The 24,839-nt window shown below is 48.4% G+C and carries 21 protein-coding genes; 8 read left to right on the top strand and 13 right to left on the bottom strand.

Annotated elements, in window-relative coordinates:
- Positions 1 to 100: 100 nt before the first annotated feature.
- A complete protein-coding gene (selB, locus tag M2387_RS16375; RefSeq protein WP_259050933.1) occupies positions 101 to 1,939 on the bottom strand; it encodes a selenocysteine-specific translation elongation factor in 1,839 nt (612 codons plus the stop codon).
- The gene (gene selA / locus M2387_RS16380) at positions 1,936 to 3,324 is read right to left on the bottom strand and encodes an L-seryl-tRNA(Sec) selenium transferase (protein WP_259050934.1); all 1,389 of its coding nucleotides are present in this window, start codon (positions 3,322 to 3,324) and stop codon (positions 1,936 to 1,938) included. The genes selB and selA overlap by 4 nt, the downstream gene beginning before the upstream one ends.
- Positions 3,325 to 3,845: 521 nt before the next feature.
- On the opposite strand from selA, the gene M2387_RS16385 reads away from it, so the two are divergent.
- From M2387_RS16385 to M2387_RS16400, 4 genes are all read left to right on the top strand, one after another.
- On the top strand, positions 3,846 to 5,759 hold the full coding sequence (locus M2387_RS16385) for a PTS mannitol transporter subunit IICBA (protein ID WP_259050935.1): 1,914 nt from the start codon (positions 3,846 to 3,848) through the stop codon (positions 5,757 to 5,759).
- 61 nt (positions 5,760 to 5,820) lie between these two features.
- Positions 5,821 to 6,969 (top strand): mannitol-1-phosphate 5-dehydrogenase, encoded by a 1,149-nt coding sequence (mtlD, locus tag M2387_RS16390; protein ID WP_259050936.1) that lies wholly within the window; start codon positions 5,821 to 5,823, stop codon positions 6,967 to 6,969.
- A gap of 60 nt (positions 6,970 to 7,029) precedes the next feature.
- Positions 7,030 to 7,557, top strand: coding sequence for an MltR family transcriptional regulator (locus M2387_RS16395; protein ID WP_259050938.1), 528 nt, complete (start codon positions 7,030 to 7,032; stop codon positions 7,555 to 7,557).
- Positions 7,558 to 7,652: 95 nt separating this feature from the next.
- Positions 7,653 to 8,015: a YibL family ribosome-associated protein gene (locus M2387_RS16400; RefSeq protein ID WP_259050939.1), complete on the top strand. Its 363-nt coding sequence runs from the start codon at positions 7,653 to 7,655 to the stop codon at positions 8,013 to 8,015.
- A 55-nt stretch (positions 8,016 to 8,070) separates the two neighbouring features.
- Here M2387_RS16400 and M2387_RS16405 read toward each other — a convergent pair whose 3' ends face one another.
- The 3 genes from M2387_RS16405 to M2387_RS16415 all read right to left on the bottom strand — a co-directional run bounded on the left by M2387_RS16405 (position 8,071) and on the right by M2387_RS16415 (position 10,941).
- Positions 8,071 to 8,331: a DUF2534 family protein gene (locus tag M2387_RS16405; RefSeq protein ID WP_259050940.1), complete on the bottom strand. Its 261-nt coding sequence runs from the start codon at positions 8,329 to 8,331 to the stop codon at positions 8,071 to 8,073.
- A gap of 59 nt (positions 8,332 to 8,390) precedes the next feature.
- Positions 8,391 to 10,421 (bottom strand): TonB-dependent copper receptor, encoded by a 2,031-nt coding sequence (locus M2387_RS16410; protein WP_409040074.1) that lies wholly within the window; start codon positions 10,419 to 10,421, stop codon positions 8,391 to 8,393.
- A gap of 82 nt (positions 10,422 to 10,503) precedes the next feature.
- Entirely contained in the window at positions 10,504 to 10,941 is a 438-nt protein-coding gene (locus M2387_RS16415) for a DUF2946 domain-containing protein (protein ID WP_259050941.1), read from the bottom strand.
- Positions 10,942 to 11,167: 226 nt separating this feature from the next.
- Between M2387_RS16415 and M2387_RS16420 the strand changes: the two genes are divergently transcribed.
- Entirely contained in the window at positions 11,168 to 11,332 is a 165-nt protein-coding gene (locus M2387_RS16420) for a hypothetical protein (protein ID WP_259050942.1), read from the top strand.
- Positions 11,333 to 12,357: 1,025 nt separating this feature from the next.
- On the opposite strand, the gene M2387_RS16425 is transcribed toward M2387_RS16420, so the two are convergent.
- The 3 genes from M2387_RS16425 to ada form a co-directional block, all read right to left on the bottom strand.
- Positions 12,358 to 13,458 carry an NAD(P)H-dependent flavin oxidoreductase gene (locus M2387_RS16425; protein ID WP_259050943.1) on the bottom strand — a complete coding sequence of 367 codons (1,101 nt, stop codon included), beginning with the start codon at positions 13,456 to 13,458 and terminating at the stop codon, positions 12,358 to 12,360.
- 78 nt (positions 13,459 to 13,536) lie between these two features.
- On the bottom strand, positions 13,537 to 14,202 hold the full coding sequence (gene alkB, locus M2387_RS16430; protein ID WP_259051151.1) for a DNA oxidative demethylase AlkB: 666 nt from the start codon (positions 14,200 to 14,202) through the stop codon (positions 13,537 to 13,539).
- Positions 14,202 to 15,266 (bottom strand): bifunctional DNA-binding transcriptional regulator/O6-methylguanine-DNA methyltransferase Ada, encoded by a 1,065-nt coding sequence (ada, locus tag M2387_RS16435; protein WP_259050944.1) that lies wholly within the window; start codon positions 15,264 to 15,266, stop codon positions 14,202 to 14,204. Before ada ends, alkB begins: the two co-directional genes overlap by 1 nt.
- 174 nt (positions 15,267 to 15,440) lie before the next feature.
- Here ada and M2387_RS16440 point away from each other — a divergent pair, with 174 nt between their 5' ends.
- Positions 15,441 to 16,118 carry a DNA-3-methyladenine glycosylase family protein gene (locus M2387_RS16440; protein WP_259050945.1) on the top strand — a complete coding sequence of 226 codons (678 nt, stop codon included), beginning with the start codon at positions 15,441 to 15,443 and terminating at the stop codon, positions 16,116 to 16,118.
- A 109-nt stretch (positions 16,119 to 16,227) separates the two neighbouring features.
- Here the strand turns inward: M2387_RS16440 and cspE are convergent, their stop codons facing one another.
- Both cspE and M2387_RS16450 read right to left on the bottom strand, forming a co-directional pair.
- A complete protein-coding gene (gene cspE / locus M2387_RS16445; RefSeq protein WP_259050947.1) occupies positions 16,228 to 16,440 on the bottom strand; it encodes a transcription antiterminator/RNA stability regulator CspE in 213 nt (70 codons plus the stop codon).
- 1,200 nt (positions 16,441 to 17,640) lie between these two features.
- Positions 17,641 to 18,849, bottom strand: a complete 1,209-nt coding sequence (locus M2387_RS16450; RefSeq protein ID WP_259050948.1) for a BaiN/RdsA family NAD(P)/FAD-dependent oxidoreductase — start codon at positions 18,847 to 18,849, stop codon at positions 17,641 to 17,643.
- Between the two features lie 229 nt (positions 18,850 to 19,078).
- Here M2387_RS16450 and pitA point away from each other — a divergent pair, with 229 nt between their 5' ends.
- Positions 19,079 to 20,587, top strand: a complete 1,509-nt coding sequence (gene pitA, locus M2387_RS16455) for an inorganic phosphate transporter PitA (protein ID WP_259050949.1) — start codon at positions 19,079 to 19,081, stop codon at positions 20,585 to 20,587.
- Between the two features lie 71 nt (positions 20,588 to 20,658).
- On the opposite strand, the gene uspB is transcribed toward pitA, so the two are convergent.
- Positions 20,659 to 20,994, bottom strand: a complete 336-nt coding sequence (uspB, locus tag M2387_RS16460; protein WP_259050950.1) for a universal stress protein UspB — start codon at positions 20,992 to 20,994, stop codon at positions 20,659 to 20,661.
- Positions 20,995 to 21,469: 475 nt separating this feature from the next.
- Here uspB and uspA point away from each other — a divergent pair, with 475 nt between their 5' ends.
- Positions 21,470 to 21,904, top strand: a complete 435-nt coding sequence (gene uspA, locus M2387_RS16465) for a universal stress protein UspA (protein WP_259050951.1) — start codon at positions 21,470 to 21,472, stop codon at positions 21,902 to 21,904.
- 67 nt (positions 21,905 to 21,971) lie between these two features.
- On the opposite strand, the gene rsmJ is transcribed toward uspA, so the two are convergent.
- Together rsmJ and prlC are read right to left on the bottom strand one after the other, a co-directional pair.
- Positions 21,972 to 22,724, bottom strand: a complete 753-nt coding sequence (gene rsmJ / locus M2387_RS16470) for a 16S rRNA (guanine(1516)-N(2))-methyltransferase RsmJ (RefSeq protein ID WP_259050952.1) — start codon at positions 22,722 to 22,724, stop codon at positions 21,972 to 21,974.
- A gap of 8 nt (positions 22,725 to 22,732) precedes the next feature.
- Positions 22,733 to 24,775 carry an oligopeptidase A gene (gene prlC, locus M2387_RS16475; RefSeq protein ID WP_259050953.1) on the bottom strand — a complete coding sequence of 681 codons (2,043 nt, stop codon included), beginning with the start codon at positions 24,773 to 24,775 and terminating at the stop codon, positions 22,733 to 22,735.
- Between the last annotated feature and the right edge of the window lie 64 nt (positions 24,776 to 24,839).

Raw genomic sequence — 24,839 nt, forward strand, 5'->3', positions numbered from 1 at the left:
TACGAGACTCATAAATGAGCCTCGCCCTTACGGGCCAACGCTTTGCGTTGTTCAAAACGTAAACGTTTTGTCCTATAACGCGAATTATTTAGGGTATATATTAATCCTGCATAAACAATGAACTATCGCGCAACACATGCTTATTACCGAGACGGCGGGTAAAGCCTTCCTTGTCGAAATATTCCAGAATCTGAATCGCCAGTTTACGTCCCACTCCCAGACTGTCACGGAAATCAGCGGCACTGGTCGCCCCTTGATCCTGATCGCGTTCGCGGATCAGGCTGGCAAATTTTTTGATCTGATCGTGACGATAATAACGATCTTTCACAAAGGCGATCACTTCGCCTTGCCGGGCGGCAAAGCGTAATAGCTGGCGCATCGCGTTATCGTCGGCACCTGTGGCTTTCGCCAGGTCACGTACCCACCATGCTTGTTCCCCCAGCAAAAGACAGACTTTATTCCACAGCGCCTGCTGCTCTACCGAGAACTTGGGTTCATAGCCGGGAAGGTGTAGCCAGCCCTGGTGGTTAATAACTTGTTTTGTAGAGCGCAGCTGCTCAATCAGGGCCAGTACCAGTCCTTCATCTTCTGACGGTAGTGCCATACGTCGCAGGCGTTCACGTCCGGGGCCTGGCTGGTCATCATGCTGCTGGTGATAGCGGGCCAGGGTATCCAGTAATTTTTGCTGCCAGCGGCTTGCCATTTCCTGACTGAGTAATTGATTTCCGGCCTGAAAATAGTCTGACTTATCAGTCAACTGTTGTAAGCCCGAAGGAGTAAGCTGACGTGCCCAGGCAAAATCATCCAGTATCACGGCGCTGCGCGCCAGCTGAGCATTGAGAGTTTGCTCATCGGTTTCTGCTGCATTGAGCGTTGTTAGCCAGTGAAGAAAAGCAGGCTGTCTTTTACCCCGTCGTGGGGCATGCAGCAACAGCGCTCGTGCTCCAGCAAGAGTGGTACGGGCACTGATATCACGCAGTACCAGGCGATCATTTTCTGCCAGCCAAAGTGGGGTATCCAGTACCAGTTCAGCAAGCGCTCCTTCAAGCAGTGAGATACGGCCTGTGATATGGCGGGCAGCGTGATGGATATGTAAGGGCTGCCACTGTGAAAGCGGAGCAAGGCAGTCTAACTCAACAATCACCCGTTCCACGGGCAGACGGGGCGGCTCACTGAGTAACCAGTCACCGCGAGTGATATCGGTTTTCTCCGCACTACCGCTGATATTCAGAGCGATGCGTTGCCCGGCGCGGGCAGAAGATGTTTGCTGGTTTTGGGCATGTAACCCGCGCACTCGCATCGGTTGGTCTGCCCCGGTTAACCATAAGCTGTCGCCGACGTTGACCTCGCCGCTCAATGCGGTTCCGGTAACCACCAGACCCGCTCCTTTTACGGTAAAGGCTCGGTCAATGGCTAAACGAAAGCGATGGCGGTAAGGGTGAGGTCGTTCACCGAGCTGCCGGATATGCTGACGCAATTCCGGGATCCCGCTTTCTGTGGTAGCAGCTGTTACAAACACTGGCGCAGTTTCTTGCCCTTCTAACAGAATACTGATCTCTGCGCGGACTTCTTCAATACGCTCTGCGCTGACTTTATCGGCTTTGGTGAGTACCACCGTAACAGTCGGCTGGCTGGTCAGTTGCAGTAACGTCAGGTGTTCACGAGTTTGCGCCATGACGCCGTCATCACAGGCAACTACCAGTAATGCATGGTCAATACCCCCCACACCGGCCAGCATATTGGCGAGAAACTTTTCATGTCCGGGAACGTCAATAAAGCCAATAATCCGCCCGTCAGGCTGTGGCCAGTAGGCGTAGCCTAAATCGATAGTCATACCCCGCTTTTTCTCTTCAGGCAGGCGATCGGCATTGATGCCTGTCAGAGCTTGCAGCAGGGTAGTTTTACCGTGGTCAACATGTCCGGCGGTGGCAATAATCACAGGGCTATAGTCTCCAGTAATAACGCTTCTTGTTCCAGGCAGCGTAAATCGAGCCACAGGCGCCCGTCGGCGACCCGGCCAATAATCGGATACTCTAACTCACGCAGTGTCTGACTGAGAGCCGCAAGGGTAGAGCCTCGACCATCTTTTGGCTGGAAGGTGAGTGCTGCACTGGGCAGCCTGTCGACTGGCAAAGAACCACTGCCTATCTGCGACAAACAGAGATCAACGCTGACGGTAAACTGCGCGCCAAAACGCTGAGCAAACAGCGGCTGTAATCGTGCTGCCTGGGCTGAGATTTCTTCGGCTGTACGGGTAAGTAGACGCAATGTCGGTAAGCGCTTAGCCAGATTTTCCGGGTGCTGATAAAGCCGTAAGGTCGCTTCCAGCGCTGCCAGCGTCATTTTATCTACTCGCAGTGCACGTTTTAATGGATGCTGTTGAATACGGTCAATATAGCTTTTTTTACCGACAATAATCCCCGCCTGCGGGCCGCCCAGAAGTTTATCTCCGGAAAAACTGACCAGGCTGACACCGTCTTTGATAAGTTGCTGCGGCATCGGTTCCTGAGGCAGTCCCCACTGGGTTAAGTCCACCAGGGAGCCACTCCCAAGATCAGTCACTACTGGAATACCCGACTCATTGGCAAGCTTCACCAGGTCTGCTTCACTGACCGCGTGAGTAAAGCCTTCGATATGATAATTACTGGTATGAACCTTCATCAGCAAGGCCGTATTATCGCCTGTAGCATGATGATAATCGCTTAAATGGGTACGGTTGGTGGTACCCACTTCAACAAGCTGACAGCCGGCCTGACGCATTACATCGGGAATACGGAACGCCCCGCCTATTTCAACCAGTTCACCGCGGGAAACAACAACCTCTTTACCCTCAGCGCAAGCCGCCAGCATCAGCAGTACTGCTGCAGCATTGTTATTAACCACGCAGGCGGCTTCTGCTCCGGTGATTTCGCATAACAAAGCGGCGACCGTCTGGTCACGATGACCACGCTCGGCGGCATCCAGTGAATACTCCAGCGTGATAGCGGAACTCATCACTTCATTGACGGCTTTCACTGCCTCTTCTGACAGCAATGCACGCCCCAGATTGGTGTGCAGAACGGTACCCGTCAGGTTAAATACCTGGCGTAGCGTACTGCGGTGATGAGTGACAAGCGTGTCCTGAACCTGATGGCTCCAGTTATCAGACCATTCGGGTAATTGGCCCTCACGATTGATATGTGCTCGAGCTTCTTCTTGTAACTTTCGAAGTACCGCGACAACCCGCGTGTGGCCAAACTCTTCGAGAAGAGGTTGGAAGGCAGCATCAGACAGCAGACGGTTAGTCGCGGGTATGCTACTAAAAAGTGTTTGAGTTGTTGTCATATTACTCAGGTAATTAAAAGGGAGATAAGATTGATTGTACAAGGAGTCGACGTTTTCTGCTTCGTTGAGTTGCCAGGTAAACTACACTTAAAAAGAGGCCTCTATTTTTGCTGTAATAAACTTTCAATTGATCTCTTTCCTATGCGTTATTGCTGATAACGGATAGGTTTTTAATTTGTTTGCTTGATTAATACGCAAATATATTGTGATCAGTATCACATAATAATAACAAAGGTCGTGATGCAAAATGTGACATATATCACATAAAGGTTGGTGTGGTGGTCAATAAAGTGTCTCTGTTGTTTTTTTACAGGTCTGTTTTGTGATGTAAATCACTAAGTTGACCCATTAACCCCCATGGTGTTGGTGACATATATCACATAATGGGGTGCTGGCTGGACAGCGACGCAATTCGGTGCCAGATTCGCGTCATTTACTGCATCTGGCTGACCTGCTGTCGGCACGTTAACAATAAACCTCGGGCTGCTTTTCAGCGCGTAACACCACTAAGGGGTATGAATATGTCATCTGATATCAAGATCAAAGTGCAGAGCTTTGGTCGTTTCCTCAGCAATATGGTAATGCCAAACATTGGGGCGTTTATCGCCTGGGGGATTATCACTGCGTTATTTATTCCTACCGGTTGGTGGCCAAACGAAGAACTGGCGAAGCTGGTAGGCCCGATGATCACTTATCTACTGCCACTACTTATCGGTTATACCGGTGGTCGTTTGATTGGCGGTGACCGTGGTGGTGTAGTCGGTACTATCACCACTATGGGTGTTATCGTCGGTGCAGATATGCCGATGTTCCTGGGTGCGATGATTGCAGGTCCTCTGGGCGGCTGGGCAATTAAGCACTTCGATAGCTGGGTTGACGGTAAAATTAAATCCGGCTTTGAAATGCTGGTGAACAACTTCTCCGCCGGTATCATTGGTATGATCCTGGCTATTCTGGCATTCCTTGGCATTGGCCCTGCGGTTGAAGTCCTGTCTAAAGTACTGGCAGCAGGCGTTAACTTCATGGTTGTTCATGACATGCTGCCGCTGGCCTCTATTTTTGTTGAGCCAGCAAAAATTCTGTTCCTGAATAATGCTATTAACCACGGTATTTTCTCGCCACTGGGTATTCAACAGTCGCATGAACTGGGCAAGTCTATCTTCTTCCTGATTGAAGCTAACCCAGGCCCGGGTTTAGGTGTTCTGCTGGCGTATATGTTCTTTGGTCGTGGTAACGCAAGACAGTCTGCAGGCGGCGCGGCTATCATCGAATTCTTCGGTGGTATCCACGAAATTTATTTCCCTTACGTGCTGATGAATCCACGTTTACTGCTGGCGGTAATTCTCGGTGGTATGACTGGCGTCTTCACTTTGACACTGTTTAATGGTGGCCTGGTTTCACCTGCTTCCCCGGGTTCTATTCTGGCGGTACTGGCGATGACGCCAAAAGGTGCTTATTTCGCTAACATCGCGTCGATTGTGGCTGCAACTGTAGTGTCCTTCGTTGTTTCGGCTATCTTGCTGAAAACCAGCAAAGTGAAAGAAGAAGAAGAGAGTTTAGAAGCGGCAGCGCGTCGTATGCAGGACATGAAAGCACAGTCTAAAGGCGCTTCAGTTGTCGTTGCTGACCTGTCGAATGACTTCAGTCATGTACGCAAAATCATTGTTGCCTGTGACGCCGGTATGGGTTCCAGTGCGATGGGTGCCGGCGTACTGCGTAAAAAAGTCAGTGATGCGGGCCTGAAAGCGATTTCCGTGACCAACTGTGCGATTAACAGCTTGCCGGATGATGTTGACTTGGTTATCACGCACCGTGACTTAACCGAACGCGCTATGCGTCAGGCGCCTCATGCTCAGCATATCTCGCTGACTAACTTCCTCGATAGCGGCCTGTATATCAATCTGACTGAGCGTTTAGTGGCAGCTCAGCGTTCAAGTAGTAACCAGGATAAAGTGATCGAAAGTCTGGACGACAGCTTTGTTGCCAGCGAAGATCAGCTGTTCAAGCCGAGTGCTGAAAATATCTTCCTTGGCTTAAAAGCGAGCAACAAAGAAGAAGCAATTCGCTTTGCTGGTGAGCAACTGGTGAAAGGCGGATATGTTCAGCCTGAGTATGTCGATGCGATGTTTGAACGTGAAAAACTGACCCCAACCTATTTGGGCGAAGGTATCGCGGTTCCTCATGGTACCGTCGAAGCGAAAGATCGTGTGCTGAAAACAGGTGTCGTTTTCTGTCAGTACCCGCAAGGCGTTCATTTTGGTGAAGAGCCAGATGACATTGCCCGTCTGGTTATCGGTATCGCGGCGCGTAACAATGAACACATCCAAGTTATTACCAGTCTGACAAATGCTCTGGATGATGAATCAGTAATAGAACGTCTGGTGAATACCACCGATGTTCAGGAAGTTCTCGACCTGTTAGCAGGTAAAAAGTAAGGCCTTCTGTACCCTCCCTGTAGTCAGGGAGGGTTGGCTCACATTAAGAAAAGGTAACGCAATGAAAGCATTACATTTTGGTGCAGGTAATATCGGTCGCGGGTTTATCGGGAAGTTACTTGCGGATGCAGGGTTTCAGCTGACGTTTGCTGATGTGAACCCGGTCTTGCTGGATGCTATCAACGCTCGTCACAGTTATCAGGTGCATGTCGTCGGCGAAGAACAGCAAATTGATACTGTCTCCAACGTGAATGCTGTCAGCAGTATTGGCGAAGAGGTCGTTGAACTGATTGCTGAGGTTGATTTAATTACCACCGCTGTCGGTCCAGTAGTCCTTGAGCGTATTGCACCAACCCTGGCACAAGGCCTGATGCTACGTCGGGCGCGTGGTAACGAAACGCCACTTAATATTATCGCCTGCGAGAATATGGTGCGTGGTACCAGCCAGTTGAAAGAACACGTCAAACTGGCTCTGTCCACTGATGACTGGGCATGGGTTGAGGAGCATACTGGCTTTGTTGATTCTGCCGTTGACCGTATTGTTCCCCCTTCTGAATCAGCGACTAACGACCCATTAGAAGTGACCGTCGAGACCTTCAGTGAGTGGATTGTCGATAAAACGCAATTTAAAGGGCAGCCTCCGGTTATCGCTGGCATGGAACTCACTGATAATCTTATGGCATTTGTTGAGCGTAAGCTCTTCACGTTGAACACCGGGCATGCTATAACCGCCTACCTCGGTCAACTGGCCGGCCGCCAGACCATCCGTGACGCCATTCTGGACGAAGAAATTCGTGCGGTGGTGAAAGGGGCAATGGAAGAAAGTGGTGCTGTTCTTATCAAGCGTTATGGTTTTGATGAAGCAAAACATGCGGCATATATTAATAAGATTTTAGGTCGGTTTGAAAATCCCTACCTGAAAGATGATGTGGAACGTGTGGGCCGTCAGCCATTGCGTAAATTGAGCGCCGGAGATCGTTTGATTAAACCGTTGCTGGGTACGCTGGAATATAACTTACCTCATCAGAATCTGATTGAAGGCATTGCGGCAGCTCTGCACTATCGGAGTGAACAAGACCCACAGGCTCAGCAGTTACAAGAGCTGCTGGAGAGTAAGGGCGTGAAGGTTGCGCTTGCTGAACTCTCCGGGCTGGATATTCACAGTGATGTAGTGGCCAAAGCGGTTAAAGCACACCAGGCTCGGGCTTAAGCAAGATAACGGGAACAGCACTGGCTGTTCCCAATACCAATTTTAGTAACGCAGGCAAAGATGGAAGAAACCCAGGCCTTTGAGAATCATGTGCTTGAGCGTCTTAATGCGGGTAAAACAGTACGCAGTTTATTGATTGCTACCGTCGAATTACTGACGGAAGCAGTGAATATTCTGGTACTTAAGGTCTTTCGCAAAGATGACTATGCGGTGAAATATGCTGTTGAACCCCTGCTGGATGGTGATGGCCCATTGGGTGAACTGTCGGTGCGGTTAAAGCTTATTTACGGGCTGGGCGTTCTGGGTCGTTATGAGTATGAAGATTGCGAATTGCTGATGGCGCTTCGTGAGGAGCTTAATCATGATGGTAGTGAATACAGTTTTGTCGATGATGAAATTCTCGGACCTTTCGGTGAACTCCATTGTGTCGCCGCTCTGCCGTTAGCGGAAAATTTTATCGATAGCAGTGAACCCTCGCTGCTGGCAATGCAACGTCAGCGCTATTTACAAGTCGTTCGTTCTACTATGGTCCTTTCTCTTACTGAGCTGATTTCAAAAATCAGCTTAAAAAAAGCCTTCCAGAAGTAGTCTCTATCCCGGCAACTTGAGTATGACGATTCACGCTATCCAGCTGGATAGTGTATCCTGTTGCATAGATATCTTTTTATTCATGGTAAGACAAAATGAAAGAAGCCGAAAAAGCAGAAATTAAACGCCTCAGCGATCGTCTGGATGCTATTGGTCACCAGCAGGCGGATATGTCTCTGGTAAACGAAGCCGAGAAATACGCTGAACTGGAAAAAGAAAAAGCCACGCTTGAGATTGAAGTTGCACGTCTGCATGCCGTACGTAACCAGAAGCTGAGTAAAGAAGCGCAGAAATTACAGGCGCTGCCTTACCGTCGTGCGATTACCAAGAAAGAGCAGGCGGATATGGGTAAACTTAAGAAAAGTGTTCGTGGCCTGGTCATTGTGCACCCAATGACGGCCTTAGGCCGTGAAATGGAATTACAGGAAATGACCGGTTTCTCACACACCGATTTCTAATCCGCATCACCTCAGGTGACGCATAAACGGGCCGCTTATTGCGGCCCGTTTTGTTTTACCCGTTAGACTCTTTAGGCCCGAGCATCAGGATGCCTATCGGGATAGAGATCAGAATGGTAAAGATGATGCTATACAGAAACGTCCACATACCCTGAATAAAGAACAGTGACGTTTCCCATTCGGACATCGGCAAGTTGTACTGATCCACTACACCTTCGAAGGTGATAGTTGAAATCACGGACAAGACAATTAAGAAGACCGTGGCGACGATCATGATGAATTTTTTACCTTCCGGGGTCTGAAGTTTATGCAGCATAGGGTTTCCTCATCTTTATGCTTTCAAATCATGGCCCATCCAGGCCATCACTATCATGGTTAAAAAGTCACGCTCACTTTTCCCCAGAAGGTTCTTCCAGGTTCATTAACGGATGTCTTCGCTGAATAGCCAAAGCTGCTATTGCCCGCAAGATTAAGGTGCTCACTGTATGTTTTATTAAACAGGTTATCCACCCCTGTGCTCAGATTAACGGCAGAATTAATCCGGTAACTGGCATTGGCGGAAAACACAGAGAACCCTGTACTGCGACTAAAATCTTTACCGACCACGTTACCCTCATTAAGGGCAATACGGTTCTGATGACTGACGACTCTTAACAGGCCGGCACTGCTCCAGTTTCCCTTTTCCCAGGTCAGGGCGAAACGCGTCTCCAGCGGTGGGATTTGAGGTAACGCCTGCTTATCGCTGGTATTTTTTCCCCATGACCAGGCGAGACTGGCATCTGTTTTCCAGTTATCGGTTAGCTGATAACTGACCCCGGTTTCAGCACCCATAATAGTGGCATTAACGTTATCCGCCTGACTGATGGAGGCATTAGACGGGGAGTAACGGAACAGAATAAAATCATTCACACGCCCTAAATAAGCTGAAATCCAGCCGTTAACCTGCTCACCATTATATTGCGCCCCGAGGTCGATCTGAGTCGTTTTCTCACTTTTGAGCGTATCGAAGATATCTTTTGTTCCCTGCGGACCAAGGCTTGGCGAGAAGAGTTCCCAGTAGTCAGGGAAACGCTCTGTATACCCGAGACCGGCATAGAACATTACGGGCATGCCCGGGGGAGTATGCTCAAAGCGGATAAAGCCCGCAGGCAGAATTGCACTACGGTCAGCGGATCCCGGATGGCTATAGTTATCCGCCCGCATAGCGTTAAGCCGTGCGCCACTGATAAGCTTATTTTGCTCGCTCTGATGCCAGGTCAGTTCACTAAAAATACCTTTATCCTGGAAGCGGGCATCTTTTTTCCAGTCGCGATGGCTTTTACTGCGGTGGGTATTTTCCTGCAGGTCGACACCGCTACGGAGCTCAACGTCAGACCATAACCAGGTTCCCATCATACGTCCACCCAGGGTACGGCGGTCCAGCTGCATTGCCATTCCACCAGACTGTGATGCCAGAGCCGCTTTGGCTCTGGCGCACTTACAGCGGCTTTCCCCGGAAGATATTATGCTTGAGGGTGATCGTAGCGAGTGGTTATCCATAATATGGTTGGCGTAGTTGTAATAAACACTGGCTTCGAATTTATCAAAAATTTCTCCGATATTGGACTGCTCAAAACGCATTCCTAAGCTGTCACGCTTAAACTGTGAGCCATCCATGCCACGTCCGGCATAACGCGCTTCGCCATTGCCTTTACCGGCGGTTAATTCCAGCAGTGTATCTGCGCCAGGCGTCCAGCCGATAGCGATATCACTATTCCATTTATCCCATTTGGAAGGAACCTGCTTGTCATTACCATCGCGATAATCATCAGAGCGTGATTTATTTCCGCTAAGCCGGATATAGCCGTTTTCATTACCAAAGCTGGTATCAAGACTGGTATCCCGACGATGATTTGAGGCTGTCAGAGCGCTGGCCGTACCCTTAATTCCCGGTTTATCAAAGCGTGGAGTCTCGCGGTCAAAGCGCAATGTTCCCGCTGAGTTGCCTGCGCCCCATAATACGGTTTGTGGCCCTTTAGTCAGGGTCAGGACATCAAAGTTTTCCGGTGAAATATAGGAAGTAGGGGCATCCATTCTTGACGGGCAGGCACCGAGCATTTCGCCGTTGTTGGTCAGAATACGCAGTCGGGAGCCAAACATGCCGCGGAATACCGGGTCACCATTTGTGCCGCCATTACGGATCTGTGAAAACCCGGGGATAGTTTTAAGATAATCAGAGCCATCGCTTGCCGGAACCGGTTGACGCGGTGTTTTCAGTGAGGTGGTAATCTCCAGCGGTGAGCTGGCGGGGGCGGTGACAACTATTACCGAACTATCAAGTGAGTCTGCTGCTTGAGAAATCTGGCTTACCAGCGCGATAAGAATCATCGATGCCAGTGATGTACGTTTAACAGATAAAATTTTCATTATTAATCCTGCTATTTTTCAGGCGCAACAGTGCTTCTCCGTTACCGGATAAGGTCTTATTACGCAGGGAATGGTTTAAGAACTAAGACTGAGAAACAGCAGGAGGAGCGCGGGCGCGTTGTGGTTCCCATGGACGAAACAGCGAGGAGAAAAACAGCGCTGGAGTGAAAAGAGGGATAACAAAATGCAGTAACAGCCAGAGCAGAAATGCCAGAGCAAACAGAATAAAGGGAAGGTGTATCAATAGCTGGCAGTAGCCACAGGCGATTTCTTCTGTTGGAGACATCACCAGGCCTGGCATCATCGAATGTTCAGGCATAGACGGGCAGAATTCGGGCACAGGCATATGCTGAGGCATATCGTGCGTCACGGCTTGAATAGTCTGTATTGGCGAGCCGGCATGCGAGCAGTGGGTTTGATGCATCACCGACTTAGAGATCCAGGGAGCAATAAAAAGCATCATCACTGCTGCTATCGCCAGCCAGGTTGTGGTACGCCAGGCTAACATATTTACAAACAATAGGTTACCAGAGGAAAAGGAAATTAACGGCAGTGTAGCCGATCCCAGATTCTGGTATTTCAAAAAACGCTCATAACAGAGCCGGTTCGCGATTACTCAGCGAGTCTTCAACCTCCTTAAGACTATAATCCACGTTCAGCGACCAGTGGCGGTACAGAAGCTAAGGTGACTCAATTCTGGATTAAAAAATCCTGTCTGACCGCTTTTTCCAATAAGGATATTGGTGATGGCAATAGGATATTTTCTTCGTGTCGGGGACAAAGCGACCTGTGCTGGGCAAATTCTGATGGGAGATCAGGCATTGAGCTGGTATGGCGTAGCCGGTTCCGGTAAGGGGCGTGGGCAGGTAGCTTATTATGAAAGTGCGGCTCATTTATTCGCACCTCCATAGTAAGGATCTCGTCAAGAAACTCTGGAGTTATTACCTGTCCCTACCATTTACGGGTATAAACGTTACAGCCCTCACCCCGTACCCATATTTGGACGGCAAGTAAAATTTAAATGAGTCATCCTGCTCAGTGATATCTATGATAGGGCCAGTTGGTTCAGAAATACCGCTGTGGAGTACTTTGAAATTATTTAACATTGCATATGGTTGCGATGAAATGAAATCCATTTTCATTATACGTTTTAAGGCACTCTTCTTAACGGTCACTGTTAAACATTGATAATTATTGCAATTATAAAGACCATTAGGTGTCCAGTCTTTTGAATTTTCTAAAATTACGTCTTCAGAGTCAATAATATATTGCTTTAATAAACTAAATGAAGTTGGGTCAGGGGCTTGTTGAGCTAGAATAGCCGATATAATTGTATCTTTTATTCCTCGTGATTTCTCTAATGATAAGGGAAGGGAGGGAGAGTATTTGCCAGCAATGGAAACGAAATGAAAATAAAAAATATAAATGACAATTTTTTCATAAATTCACCATTTCATTTGAAAAATATCTAAGTATTTAAATTTTTTGGCGGATACAAGTCCGACGTGAAACTCTTCGAACGTAATTTTCTTGTGTCCGAATTAGAACCCATTATTAACGCTATTTAATTATCCAACTACAGATCAAATAATCAATTGCTATTTTTAGTTTGAATATTGCTAATAAATGATGGTGTCTATGCAGGAAACCAGGCTTTTTCTGGAAATAGAGCAGAAAATGACCTCTCCGACGAGGAAAAAGAACAGGCATCTGAAATTATCCTCCTAACCGGCAGAGAAGGAGTAGGACATTCTCCTGGATGGTCGCGACACACTTCGTGAAACGCGCTCGAGGTGCTTTCCGGTAGGCAAAACAGCCCCCGTCTGACGGATGAACTGCGCATGCAGGGTCTGCCTCTAATGTGAAAACGGTAGTCGTCAGCTTTCACCGTCAGGAATCCAGAGCGGGGTTTTACGCCGGAACCATCAAAATTTATTTAACTGTCAGTTAAACGAGTTTTTATTGCAACTCTACGATCTGCCTGAGCGGTTAATTCAGCAGCCAACAGAGCGACCAATTGCCGGGCAGGAAGCTCTCTGGCTAAACTCACCCCTTGGCCAGCCCACTGTGCGGCAAAACCCGGCTCACCTTTAGCAGTCGCTGCATTCGCCAGCGCTTTGCCCAAAGCATAGGTTAGGGGGTAGTCAGGAATACTTTGTACCGGAATATCTTGTGTCATCTTACAGAACGCATTATTGAGGCAACGCGCCGGGCGTCCTGAAATGGCTGAGGTAAAAACGGTATCCTGCACTTGTTTACTTTTTAACGCCGCGCGATAAGCCGGGCTGGCAGCTGACTCCGGGCATAAGATAAATGCGGTTCCTAGCTGGGACCCGGCAGCCCCAATACGTTGCATAGCAGCAATTCCGGAGCCATTCATAATGCCGCCAGCAGCGATAACCGGTAGCTGACTTGCCTGTTTTATTGCCTGCACCAGGGTAAAGGTGCTCATCATGCTATCTTCCTGGTCCGGGTAAAATATGCCACGGTGCCCTCCAGCTTCCATGCCTTGAGCGATAATAAAATCAATACCACAGGCCTCTATCTCAGCGACTTCATTCAGATTGGTGGCGCTGGCAAGGGTCACTATTCCCAGTGCTTTTAGCTGCTTAATCACCTGTTTTTCAGGAAGTCCAAAATGAAAACTGATGGCTGTCGGGCGTGTGTTGAGTAACACTTCCAGCATCGGCTGGTTGTGGTTAAAGGTCGCGTAAATTTCGCTGAGTCGGGAAGGGAGAGGCGCATCATAACGTCTGAATAAATCGTGAAATTTTGCTATCCACTGCTGCTCAAGAGAGGGATTACGCAGGGGAGAAGTATGGCAAAACAGATTGACGTTAATCGCACCATGAGTCAGTGCCTGAGTCGCTAATATCATCTTTTCTGCTTGTTCCGGTGTCGAGGCTCCGACACTGATGGAGCCTAATGCGCCAGCTTCGGTCACGGCGGCTGCCAGTTCCGGAGTCGAGACGCCCGCCATAGGAGCCTGAATAATGGGATAGCGTAGTTTCAAGGCCTGACAGAGCGCGGTTGTCATCTTAACCTCCGAGAATTAACTGAACAGAAAATCATACCCTCGCTGCTGCTGATAAAAAAAGCAATGTAATTGAGTTGTTCAGACGGGCATCACGCGGCGAAAGGTGAGGTTATAGCGTACCGCTTCACGTAAAGGCCAGGGAGGCAGGGCATCCTTCAGAGGCAATACGCCGTGATAGTTCAATCTCGATTCTCCTCCCCAGACCATGACATCGCCCTGTACCAGAGGAAACCGACGGCAAGGATGTTCCCGTTCTGTTCCTCCAAACAAAAAAGTGGCAGGTAGCCCCAGAGAGACTGAAACAATCGGCTGGGTCATATCACGCTCATTTTTATCCTGGTGAAGCGTCAGACGGGCATTGGGAATATAGCGGTTAACCAGGCAGGCATCCGGGGAAAAATGAGAATATCCGGCAGCCTTTGCCGCCCCTTCAGCCAGCCTGCGAAAACAGTCTGGTATCGAGGGCCAGCCGTTGCCTGTTAGTGGGTCGGTAGCTGAATAACGATACCCGAATTCATCGCTGACCCAACCCAGATCCCCGCAGTTGGTCATACCCACCGACATCCGGTGACCACCGGGTGTTATCAGATGGCGAAAAGGCGAGATAGCTGCCAGCAAAGCAATGCTCTGCAGCAACTCTTCGACACAGTCAGCAGCATAACCACGCAAAATAATTGCACCGGATGAGAGTGGCTCCTGCCACTGGCGTGGCAGGCTGTCATCATCAGCAAATAAGTCTTCTATCACTCTACTTTCGACTCTTTATTTAATAAGGCTCGCTTGCGTTCAATACCCCAGCGATAGCCGGACAGTGCACCATCATTTCTGACCACGCGATGACAGGGTATCGCTACTGCTAGCATATTAGCGGCGCAGGCCCCAGCGACAGCACGAACCGCCTTCGGGGAACCAATTTGTTGTGCGATATCGGTATAGCTGACGGTTGTACCAGGCGGAATATCACGCAATGCCTGCCAGACTCGCTGCTGGAAAGCGGTACCCCGAATATCGAGCGGCAGGTTGAGGCCGATTTCCGGGGCCTCAATAAACCCTACCACTTGGGCTATCAGCGCCTCAAACTGTGTATCCCCGCCAATTAATTCAGCCTGTGGAAATTTATCCTGTAAATCCTGGAGCAGGATACTGGCATCATCTCCCAGAAGAATGGCACAAATCCCTTTTTCACTTTGAGCCACCAGAATATCGCCCATTGAACAAATAGCCAGTGCGAAGTAAATCCGTGCACCTTTACCGCCAGCTCGCCATGCTTTAGGTGTCATTCCCAGTATTGCGGAAGAGGTTTCATAAAATGGGCTATTAGAATTAAAACCGGCAGTAAAAATAGCATCGGTTACGCGCTCTGATGTTGTCAAACTATCACGCAGACGCTGGCTGCGATGAGCGCTGGCATAGGCTTTGGGAGTCAGCCCGGTAATTGCCTTAAACTGTCGGTGAAAATGGTAAGTGCTGATACCTGCATGGCTGGCAATATCGGCCAGTGTGAGTTCCTCTTCATGCTGTTCTATATAACGACAGGCAGCAGCGATTTTTTCCGCGTAGCGGTTTTCCAGTGCTGGCTGACCGCGACGCAGACGTTTACTGGGTCGATAGCCCTGTTGCTCCGCAGCTTCTGGTGTATCAAAAAACTCAACATTTTCGCGTTTGGGTAACCGGGCTGCGTGGGAAGGTGAGCAATACACACTTGTGGTTCGCACGGCATAAACAAAATGGCCGTCTGCACCTTGATTGCGATCGACGATGGCTTGCCAGCGAGCATCATCCGTTACCCAAAATGAAGGTTTAGTCATCTGTTTCACCTGTCGTGGAATAGCGTTGGTTTCAGATTACCATTGTCTCAGTCGGTATTAATGTAAACACTCGGTCTCTTGCTTTTTAATCCGGAAATTAAAAGCAAGAGACCGAGTGTTGTAAGCCTGAATGAATACTACTCTCGGAGTAATGGTTCATAGTATGGGGTGGTGATGATTTCTGATGCGCATGAAGAACTGTATAACGCAGCCAGCCAGTGGCTGATGACACAACCTGGTTGGGCTCCGATTATTACTGCCATCGGTCCTTGCTGGCATTTTGCTCGTCCGGAACGGGAACCTTATGAGGCATTGATTCGGGCTGTGGCCTATCAGCAGCTAACGGCTAAAGCAGGGGATGCAATATTAAATCGTTTACGCATCGCCTTTCAAACCGACGCTACTCTGTTTCCAGCGCCTCAACAGTTGATAGATGCAGACAGTGACATATTACGAGCCTGCGGTTTTTCTGCCCGTAAAGTCGAAACCTTAAAAGGGATCGCCGCCGGGACATTTACCGGGCTGGTACCTTCAAGAGAGGAAGCGGTTCGTCTGGGAGATGATGAACTCATCAACCGGCTAACGTCGCTGAAAGGGATAGGCCGCTGGACGGTGGAAATGCTGCTTATTTACACGCTGGAGCGGATGGATATTATGCCGCTGGATGATTTTGGTATTGTGGAAGGATTGCATTATCTGCACAGCCCTGGCATCAGACTGAGTAAGCAGGAACTGAAATCCCTGAGTCAGCAATATGCCCCTTATCGTACGATAGTGTGCTGGTATTTGTGGCGTATACCAAAACTACCAGACTATCAATCGTTTAAGGCTAACAGGACGAGAGGACGTTAACCTCAAAAACGAAAAAACCTGCACAAGGCAGGTTTTTTTATCACTATCACTTAACTGCTCAGGCTTTTGCCGTCATCGCTATCGTAAGTATCAGTGAGGTTATCGGCTATTACAGCGCAACAACGTTGGTCGCAGAAGGACCTTTAGCGCCGTTCTCGATAGAGAACTCAACTTTTTGACCTTCGTCTAAAGTTTTGAAATCGTTGCTCTGGATTGCAGAGAAATGTACGAATACATCTTTGCTTCCGTCAGCAGGAGTGATGAAGCCGAAACCTTTTTCAGGGTTAAACCATTTTACTAAACCAGTCATTTTGTTAGACATAGATACTTCCTTTCATTCATTTTTATGAGCCACTTAAGCGGCAATATGGCCTGTTTTCAGAATTTAACTTATTGGGCACTTAGGAGGAGGCTCATGAAGAAGGGGTATCCAGGATAACGCTTGAACTGAGAACTGCTTTACTAAAACTGCTTTCATAAGGTCTGTATTCCAAACCGATGACAATATAATAGACATGGTTTGATTTATTAAGCAAGTGTTAGTTTTTTAGTCAGAATTATCCGGGTTTCTGGCAGTAACTGAGAGTGATGTCCTGGTGACCATCAGTATGTTACTGGCAAGGTCAGTTACCCAGACAATAGAATCAAATAGATAGAGAAAAGGCAGCAGCAGAAATAACAAAAGCCCTGGCGGTTTCAGCCAGGGCTTTTAAGGTACTGCTGATTTAACATTTAACATTAATGGAGTTAGTCATTATTACTACTTCATGGTACTGCAATATAATGTACGCGTTTACTTCAGATAATATTGGGCATTAATTTGCAACAAAACCCCCTCTATTTTCGTTAAAACTTTCTACCATAATAATGGTAGCGTAAATAAGTACATTCCCCATCGCGATATATATTCTTGATGCGTGGCCTTACTTTCGTTACGATTTCTCAACTCAACTGACATGTAACACAAAATCGTAAGCAATTACCTTGTGTATCATGGCCTTACATCATCGCGCTAGCATTACTCTTTTGCGATTGTGTTACTCAACTACAGAGCCTTACAGCATTGCCGACGTGAGGGAAATAACTAACAATCAACGTTCGGCATCCCATACAAAATACTTCGTGGCGTTCATCGCAAATCACATTTTAACTTAAACAAAACTCTCTTACTTATAACGACAAGGGCTTATTGTCCCGCCGTTGAATACCAATTTACGTATTTTAATCACAGTGTCAATACTGTTTTTAATGACATGTCTTTATTGCCAGTATTAATAAGAAAATATCTGTAAGTTGTTATAAAAATGATATTTTTAATAACATGCCAGACTAACATTTTAACAAGATATTTGTAGGTTCGGATATTTACCTGAAGGCTATGTTTTAAATATGAATTTTTTATGAACTGCGGTTTTTGTGTACTGTTGAATGGTGGAGTGACGGTGCTTTGTAGCGATTTTTTGGGAAATAAACTCAGTTTCTGACGCTATCTTTGTTATCGACGGATATTTCCCAATCCAGATCAGGCTTTAGTTTTTTGTTCACCCACCAGTGCCTGAGCGCAAGCCCAGGCTGAACTCCAGGCCCATTGGAAGTTATAACCACCCAGCCAGCCGCTGACATCCATCACTTCGCCAATAAAATAGAGCCCGGGGACTTTTTTTGCTTCCATAGTACGGGAAGAGAGTTCGTCGGTATCGACACCACCCAGGGTTACCTCGGCGGTACGATAACCTTCGGTACCATTCGGCTGCACTTGCCAGTTTTGCAGATTCTCTATCAATTCACTTTGCTGTCGTTGATTCAGCTGTTTTAACGTCGCCTCAGGTATCTGCTGTAATAGCTGGAGGCACTCGACCAGACGTTTAGGTAACAGCATGCTCAGAGTATTCTTCAGACTCTGGTTCGGATGAGAGCTGCGTTGCTGGTCGATAAAGGCATTTAGGTCGGTGTCTGGCAGTAAATTGACGGTAACAAACTCACCAGGCTGCCAGTAGCTGGAAAGCTGTAATACTGCCGGACCAGAAAGCCCGCGATGGGTAAAAAGAATACTTTCCCGGAAGCAGACACCATTTTCGGCATTGATTACCGCCGGAACGGAGACGCCAGATAACACCTGGAGTTGTTCCAGCAGTGGCTTATGCAGAGTAAAGGGAACCAGACCGGCTCGTGTCGGCAAGACCTTAAGATTAAATTGTTCAGCGACTTTATAGCCGAAGGGGGTAGCTCCGAGGCCCGGCATCGACAAACCACCGCTGGCAATAACCAGTTTTTCAGCCTGTACCGTTTCACCGTTAAGCTGGAGAGTAAAACCGGCTTCATCACGGGTGATAGAGAGGACTTCACGGCGTAACCATTGTGTGACATGGCCTTTTTCACACTCAGCCACCAGCATATCGACTACCTGTTGTGCAGAATCATCACAGAATAGCTGACCGAGGGTTTTTTCATGCCAGGCGATACCATACTGGTTAATTTTATCGATAAAGTCCCACTGGGTATAACGTGCCAGCGCAGATTTACAAAAATGGGGGTTCTGACTGAGATAGGCCGCCGGTTCGACATACAGGTTTGTGAAGTTACAGCGCCCACCACCTGACATCAGAATTTTACGTCCTGGTTTCTTGCCATTATCTATCAGTAATACCCGGCTCCCAGCTTGTCCGGCCATCGCCGCACAAAACATTCCAGCGGCTCCCGCACCAATAATAATGACATTAAACTTTTCCACGACCAACTCCCGACTATGCTTAAGGAAAAGGATTGTAAATAACCGTAGTTAGCTGTGCCAGCAATAACGTCATTATAAAGGTTATGTATATGAAAAATAACAATTAAATATTTCACCTCATCATGAGGGTGACGATCTAAGTCAAAAAAAGTCCAGATTTCACTTTGCCGTGGCGGAGGTTGTCTTACATAATGCGCCGCGTTCATGTCCTCAAAATGGCGTAACGTCTATGGAATATTTGTTTGCCGGTTTGGATTTCCATACCGGACTTTTGCTTTTACTTGCTCTGGCATTTGTACTTTTCTACGAAGCTATTAATGGTTTCCACGATACCGCAAACGCAGTAGCAACGGTGATTTATACGCGAGCAATGCAATCGCATTTAGCGGTGGCAATGGCTGCGCTGTTTAACTTTCTGGGCGTGATGCTTGGTGGGTTGAGTGTGGCCTATGCGATTGTGCATATGCTACCTACCGACCTGTTGCTCAACGTCGGCTCCGCACATAGCCTGGCAATGGTATTCTCAATGCTGCTGGCAGCTATTATCTGGAACCTCGGTACCTGGTATTTTGGGTTGCCGGCTTCCAGCTCGCATACCCTTATCGGCTCTATTATTGGTATCGGTTTGACTAATGCTTTACTGACTGATTCCTCGGTTGTTGATGCGTTAAACCTGCCTAAAGTCATGGGGATCTTCGGGTCATTACTGCTGTCGCCGATTATCGGTTTAGTGATTGCGGGTGGGTTAATTTTCCTGCTGCGTCGTTACTGGAGCGGTACCAAGAAAAGGGCACGTATCCACCTCACTCCTGCGGAACGTGAAAAGCAAGATGGTAAGAAGAAGCCTCCTTTCTGGACGCGCATTTCTCTGATTCTGTCTGCTATTGGTGTTAGTTTTGCTCATGGTGCAAACGACGGTCAGAAAGGCATTGGTCTTATCATGCTGGTCTTGATCGGCGTCGCTCCTGCTGGTTTTATCGTGAATATGGAAGCTTCCAGTTACGAAATAACCCGGACACGTGATGCGATTGCTAACGTCGAAACCTATTTCCAACAGCATCCGAATTTAGTGAAGAAGTCGATGGGTGAGCAGCAAATCATCCCTACACCTTCTCCAAATGCCGGTCTGACGCCAGAGGATACTTCCGAGTTCCATTGCCATGCAGAGAACTCAGTTGCCATTCTGGAGCGTGCCAAAGGGATGCTCAGCAATATTGAGAGCTATAGCCAGCTTTCAGTTGAGAACCGCAGCCAGTTACGCCGTATCATGCTGTGTATCTCTGATACCGCAGATAAAGTGGCTAAACTGCCTGAAGTGAGCGCTGACGATCGTCGTTTACTGAAAAAGCTGAAAAGTGATTTACTGAGTACCATTGAGTACGCTCCGATTTGGATTATCGTTGCTGTTGCTCTGGCATTGGGTATTGGTACCACTATCGGTTGGCGTCGTGTTGCTACCACTATTGGTGAAAAAATCGGTAAGAAAGGCATGACCTATGCGCAAGGTATGTCCGCTCAGCTGACCGCTGCCGTGTCGATTGGTATGGCAAGTTATACCGGTATGCCGGTGTCTACGACTCATGTACTGTCATCTTCCGTTGCCGGTACTATGCTGGTCGATGGCGGTGGCTTACAGCGGAAAACGGTCACCAATATTCTGATGGCCTGGGTCTTTACCTTACCCGTTTCTATCTTGCTGTCAGGCGGACTGTACTGGCTTTCACTGTTCTTTATCTAAAGCCAGTCGCAGATTAGCAGAAATTAAAAAGCGGGTTTATGACCCGCTTTTTTTATGTTCTGTCGACAGGTTTAGTGCCAGATGATTAGAGCTATCAGACTTATCACTACCACCCCACACAGGGAGCTGGTCAGAATAAACTGACGCCTGAGACGCTGGCAACGACGAATAAACTCTTCATCATGATGGTCCAGATAGCCTTGGATGTAGATGTAACGTACCAGACGCATTTGCTTACTGGGCTGACCATGAGAAGTAAAGAACCCACCCCCATCCACGTACTGATACAGCAGTGGATCACATCCGCGAAGTACGACCAAGAGTGCGCGCAATGATGAGAAATAACGCACCATATTCACTACACAAATCACACAAAGCGCCCAAAAGAGCGCGACGGTGTTAATCATGTACGCCTCCCCAGTAATGTCTCAGTATTTTCCTGATTAATAATGTCCTGCAGACTGACACCAGACAATGGCTGCTGAATGCGACGTGGTTGCTTCTGGTTTCGCCTCAGCACTTTTACAGTGTAGAAGAACTCTGATTTATCACAAAGGTGAAAAAATAATCACTCCTTTTTATATTTAGAGAGTAATTAAATATAATTTATTGATTTAATTTGATATTAAAGGATATTCTAAAGCTAAATTAATATCGTCAATAACAACATATCGTTATGTCTTATGGTCAGCGTTATAATGACATCTTGAAGTATTTTTGTGTTAAATGGCAAAAACAGGGCGTACAGACACTTTTAATAAGTCGCTTTGTGGTAGAAATACCATCTACAATTGAAGTCGTTATGTTTAAGACATTGCTTGCTGCACGGACATTTTAAGATGACGACCAGAGTCATCAAAAATTTATGGAAGGGGTAACATTATGGCTTATAAACACATTCTAATCGCAGTCGATCTTTCTCCGGAAAGCAAAGTACTGGTAGAAAAAGCAGTATCAATGGCGCGTCCCTATAACGCGAAAGTTTCTCTGATCCATGTCGATGTGAATTACTCCGATCTCTATACCGGTCTGATTGACGTTAATCTGGGCGATATGCAAAAACGTATCTCTCAGGAAACACATCATGCATTGCACGAACTGTCTACCGAAGCAGGCTACCCTATCACTGAAACCCTGAGCGGCAGTGGTGACCTGGGTCAGGTACTGGTTGATGCTATCAAGAAATATGATATGGACTTAGTGGTCTGCGGACATCACCAGGATTTCTGGAGCAAACTGATGTCTTCTGCACGCCAGCTAATCAATACCGTTCATGTTGATATGCTGATTGTCCCTCTGAAGGACGAAGAAGAGTAACCTGCCTGGCTTTCCAGGGTTATCAACGCACAGATAACCCTGGTGATATTCTGCGTGGGTTAATAATTTAATCCGGCGTACCGGAATAAATATCAAACCGGTGTCCTTTAGTTTCTACCGCGTTAGGTGTTGCGACATTTGCCAGCGGTGGGGCATAGTCTGGCCGTTTTACTACCACGCGTTTACGGGCCAGTATTCTCGCAGGCTCGAGTAATCCATCTGCATCATCATCCGGTCCCACCAGCGACTGAAATACCCGCATTTCCTTTTTCACCAGCGCACTTTTTTGCTTGTGCGGAAACATCGGGTCCAGATAGACCACATCCGGCCGGGGAGTCAGGTTAGCCAGTTCTGCCAGACTTGAAGCATGGATCAGTTGTAAGCGTTCCTGTAGCCAGGAACCGATCTCCGGATCCTGATAACCACGCTGTAAGCCATCATCCAGCAAGGCGGCAACTACCGGGTGGCGTTCCAGCATTCTCACCCGACAACCGACCGAAGCGAGAACAAAGGCATCCCGGCCCAGACCCGCAGTCGCATCAACTACATCGGGCAAGTAACCGCTCTTAATCCCTACCGCTTTGGCCACCGCTTCACCACGGCCGCCACCGAATTTACGGCGATGCGCCATCGCGCCACCAACAAAATCGACATAAATACCGCCGAGTTTAGGCTCATCACGTTTTCGCAGCTCCAGATGCTCCGGGGTCAGTACCAAAGCCATTAAAGCATTGTCATCGTGCTCGAGCTGCCAGCGATCCGCTAAAAGAGATAAGGCGCTGTTTCCAGCGCCTGACTCAGTCAATAAACAAATTTTCACTGAGGAAATTAACCTTTAATACCGTAGTGCTGCAACATTGCATCCAGCTCAGGTTCACGACCACGGAAGCGTTTGAACAGCGTCATTGGCTCTTCAGAACCGCCCTTAGTCAGAATGTTGTCGAGGAAGGACTGCCCGGTTTCGCGGTTAAAAATACCTTCTTCTTCAAAGCGAGAATAGGCATCTGCTGCCAGAACATCTGCCCACAGGTAGCTGTAGTAACCCGCCGCATAGCCGCCAGCGAAGATATGGCTAAAGGCATGCGGGAAACGGCCCCATGAAGGTCCAGGGATAACGGCAACCTGTTGCTTAATCTCGGCCAGGGTTTGCAGGACTTTAGCCCCTTGTTCCGGGTTAAACTCAGCATGCAGGCGGAAGTCGAACAGACCGAACTCCAGCTGGCGCAGAATAAACAGTGCCGCCTGGTAGTTTTTCGCTTCCAGCATTTTTTCCAGTAACTCAGTCGGCAATGGCTCGCCGGTTTCATAGTGACCGGAGATAAATGCTAAGGCTTCAGGTTCCCAGCACCAGTTTTCCATAAACTGGCTTGGTAGCTCGACGGCATCCCACGGCACGCCGTTGATACCGGATACGCCAGCAGTTTCAACTTTGGTGAGCATATGATGCAAACCGTGGCCGAACTCATGGAACAGGGTGATCACTTCATCGTGGGTAAATAACGCAGGCTTGCCGCTAACCGGGCGGTTAAAGTTACAGGTCAGATAGGCGACTGGCTTTTGCAGCGAGCCATCGGCACGGCGCATCTGGCCGACACAGTCATCCATCCATGCTCCGCCACGCTTATGTTCGCGGGCATAGAGATCAAGATAGAAGCTACCGCGCGATTCGCCTTGCTCGTCATACAGCTCGAAGAAGCGGACTTCCGGGCTCCAGACGTCGATATCATGGCGCTCTTTAGCCGTGATACCGTAAATACGCTTAACCACTTCAAACAGGCCGTTTACCGCACGCTCTTCGGGGAAGTAAGGGCGAAGTTGCTCATCGCTGATACTGTACAGATGTTGCTTTTGCTTTTCGCTATACCAGCTGATATCCCAGGGCTCGAGATTTTCTGCGCCGTAGTGCTCTTTAGCAAAGGCACGTAGCTGGGCCAGCTCTTCTTCGCCCTGAGGGCGAGCGCGCTTGGCGAGGTCGGTTAAAAAGGTCAGTACTTGCTGGGTATTTTCTGCCATCTTGGTGGCGAGGGATTTTTCTGCATAGCTGCCAAAACCAAGCAACTGTGCCAGCTCGTGACGCAGAGCGAGGATCTCTTCCATCACCGGCGTGTTGTCCCACTTCCCGGCATTAGGGCCCTGGTCAGAAGCACGGGTGCCATAGGCGCGGTAAAGTTCTTCGCGCAGTGCAGAGTTATCACAGTAGGTCAGAACCGGCAGGTAACTTGGGATATCCAGAGTTAATAACCAGCCGTCTTGTTCTTTGGCTTCAGCCTGGGCACGTGCCGCGGCCAGGGCACTTTCTGGCATCCCGGTCAGTTCAGCTTCGTCGGTAACCAGTTTGCTCCAGCCCATTGTTGCGTCGAGCACGTTATTGCTATAGGCCGATCCGAGTTCTGACAGGCGGGCAGAAATTTCGCCGTAGCGCTGTTGTTTCTCTTTAGACAGACCAATACCGGACAGCTCAAAATCACGCAGGGCATTATCAACGGCTTTTTTCTCAGCGAGATTCAGCGCCGTATAGCCTTCACCATCGCGCAGAGAACGATAAGCGTTGTAGAGACCATCATGCTGGCCTACCCAGGTGCTGTATTCTGACAGCAGCGGCAGGGTCTGCTCATAGGCTTCACGCAGTTCGGGGCTGTTCTGAACAGAGTTTAAATGACTCACCGGAGAGAAAATTCGGCTCAGACGGTCATCCACTTCCGCCAGCGGCTGGCACAGACTTTGCCAGCTAAAAGGTGCGCCTTGTGCCACAACACTTTCCACCGTTGCACGACACTCTTCTAACGCTTGGGTTACAGCAGGAACAATGTGTTCTGGTTTAATAGCGGAAAACGGCGGCAGTTCGAAGGGCGTCAACAAAGGGTTAGTCATATGCGCGTTCCTGATTAAATAGGGAGGTCAAACGCTGAATATACCCAGGCAACTTGAAGTACGA

Source organism: Klebsiella sp. BIGb0407 (assembly GCF_024807845.1).
Classification (GTDB): Bacteria; Pseudomonadota; Gammaproteobacteria; order Enterobacterales; family Enterobacteriaceae; genus JGM124.

Bases quoted from the DNA above. Each gene is read 5' to 3' on its own strand.
- M2387_RS16395 (WP_259050938.1), top strand. From the start codon at position 7,030: ATGGAAGAAACCCAGGCCTTTGAGAATCATGTGCTTGAGCGTCTTAAT.
- M2387_RS16400 (WP_259050939.1), top strand. From the start codon at position 7,653: ATGAAAGAAGCCGAAAAAGCAGAAATTAAACGCCTCAGCGATCGTCTG.
- M2387_RS16385 (WP_259050935.1), top strand. From the start codon at position 3,846: ATGTCATCTGATATCAAGATCAAAGTGCAGAGCTTTGGTCGTTTCCTC.
- mtlD (WP_259050936.1), top strand. From the start codon at position 5,821: ATGAAAGCATTACATTTTGGTGCAGGTAATATCGGTCGCGGGTTTATC.
- M2387_RS16420 (WP_259050942.1), top strand. From the start codon at position 11,168: ATGGCAATAGGATATTTTCTTCGTGTCGGGGACAAAGCGACCTGTGCT.
- cspE (WP_259050947.1), bottom strand. From the start codon at position 16,440: ATGTCTAACAAAATGACTGGTTTAGTAAAATGGTTTAACCCTGAAAAA.
- uspA (WP_259050951.1), top strand. From the start codon at position 21,470: ATGGCTTATAAACACATTCTAATCGCAGTCGATCTTTCTCCGGAAAGC.
- prlC (WP_259050953.1), bottom strand. From the start codon at position 24,775: ATGACTAACCCTTTGTTGACGCCCTTCGAACTGCCGCCGTTTTCCGCT.
- ada (WP_259050944.1), bottom strand. From the start codon at position 15,266: ATGACTAAACCTTCATTTTGGGTAACGGATGATGCTCGCTGGCAAGCC.
- M2387_RS16405 (WP_259050940.1), bottom strand. From the start codon at position 8,331: ATGCTGCATAAACTTCAGACCCCGGAAGGTAAAAAATTCATCATGATC.
- M2387_RS16410 (WP_409040074.1), bottom strand. From the start codon at position 10,421: ATGAAAATTTTATCTGTTAAACGTACATCACTGGCATCGATGATTCTT.
- pitA (WP_259050949.1), top strand. From the start codon at position 19,079: ATGGAATATTTGTTTGCCGGTTTGGATTTCCATACCGGACTTTTGCTT.
- M2387_RS16440 (WP_259050945.1), top strand. From the start codon at position 15,441: ATGATTTCTGATGCGCATGAAGAACTGTATAACGCAGCCAGCCAGTGG.
- selA (WP_259050934.1), bottom strand. From the start codon at position 3,324: ATGACAACAACTCAAACACTTTTTAGTAGCATACCCGCGACTAACCGT.
- M2387_RS16425 (WP_259050943.1), bottom strand. From the start codon at position 13,458: ATGACAACCGCGCTCTGTCAGGCCTTGAAACTACGCTATCCCATTATT.
- uspB (WP_259050950.1), bottom strand. From the start codon at position 20,994: ATGATTAACACCGTCGCGCTCTTTTGGGCGCTTTGTGTGATTTGTGTA.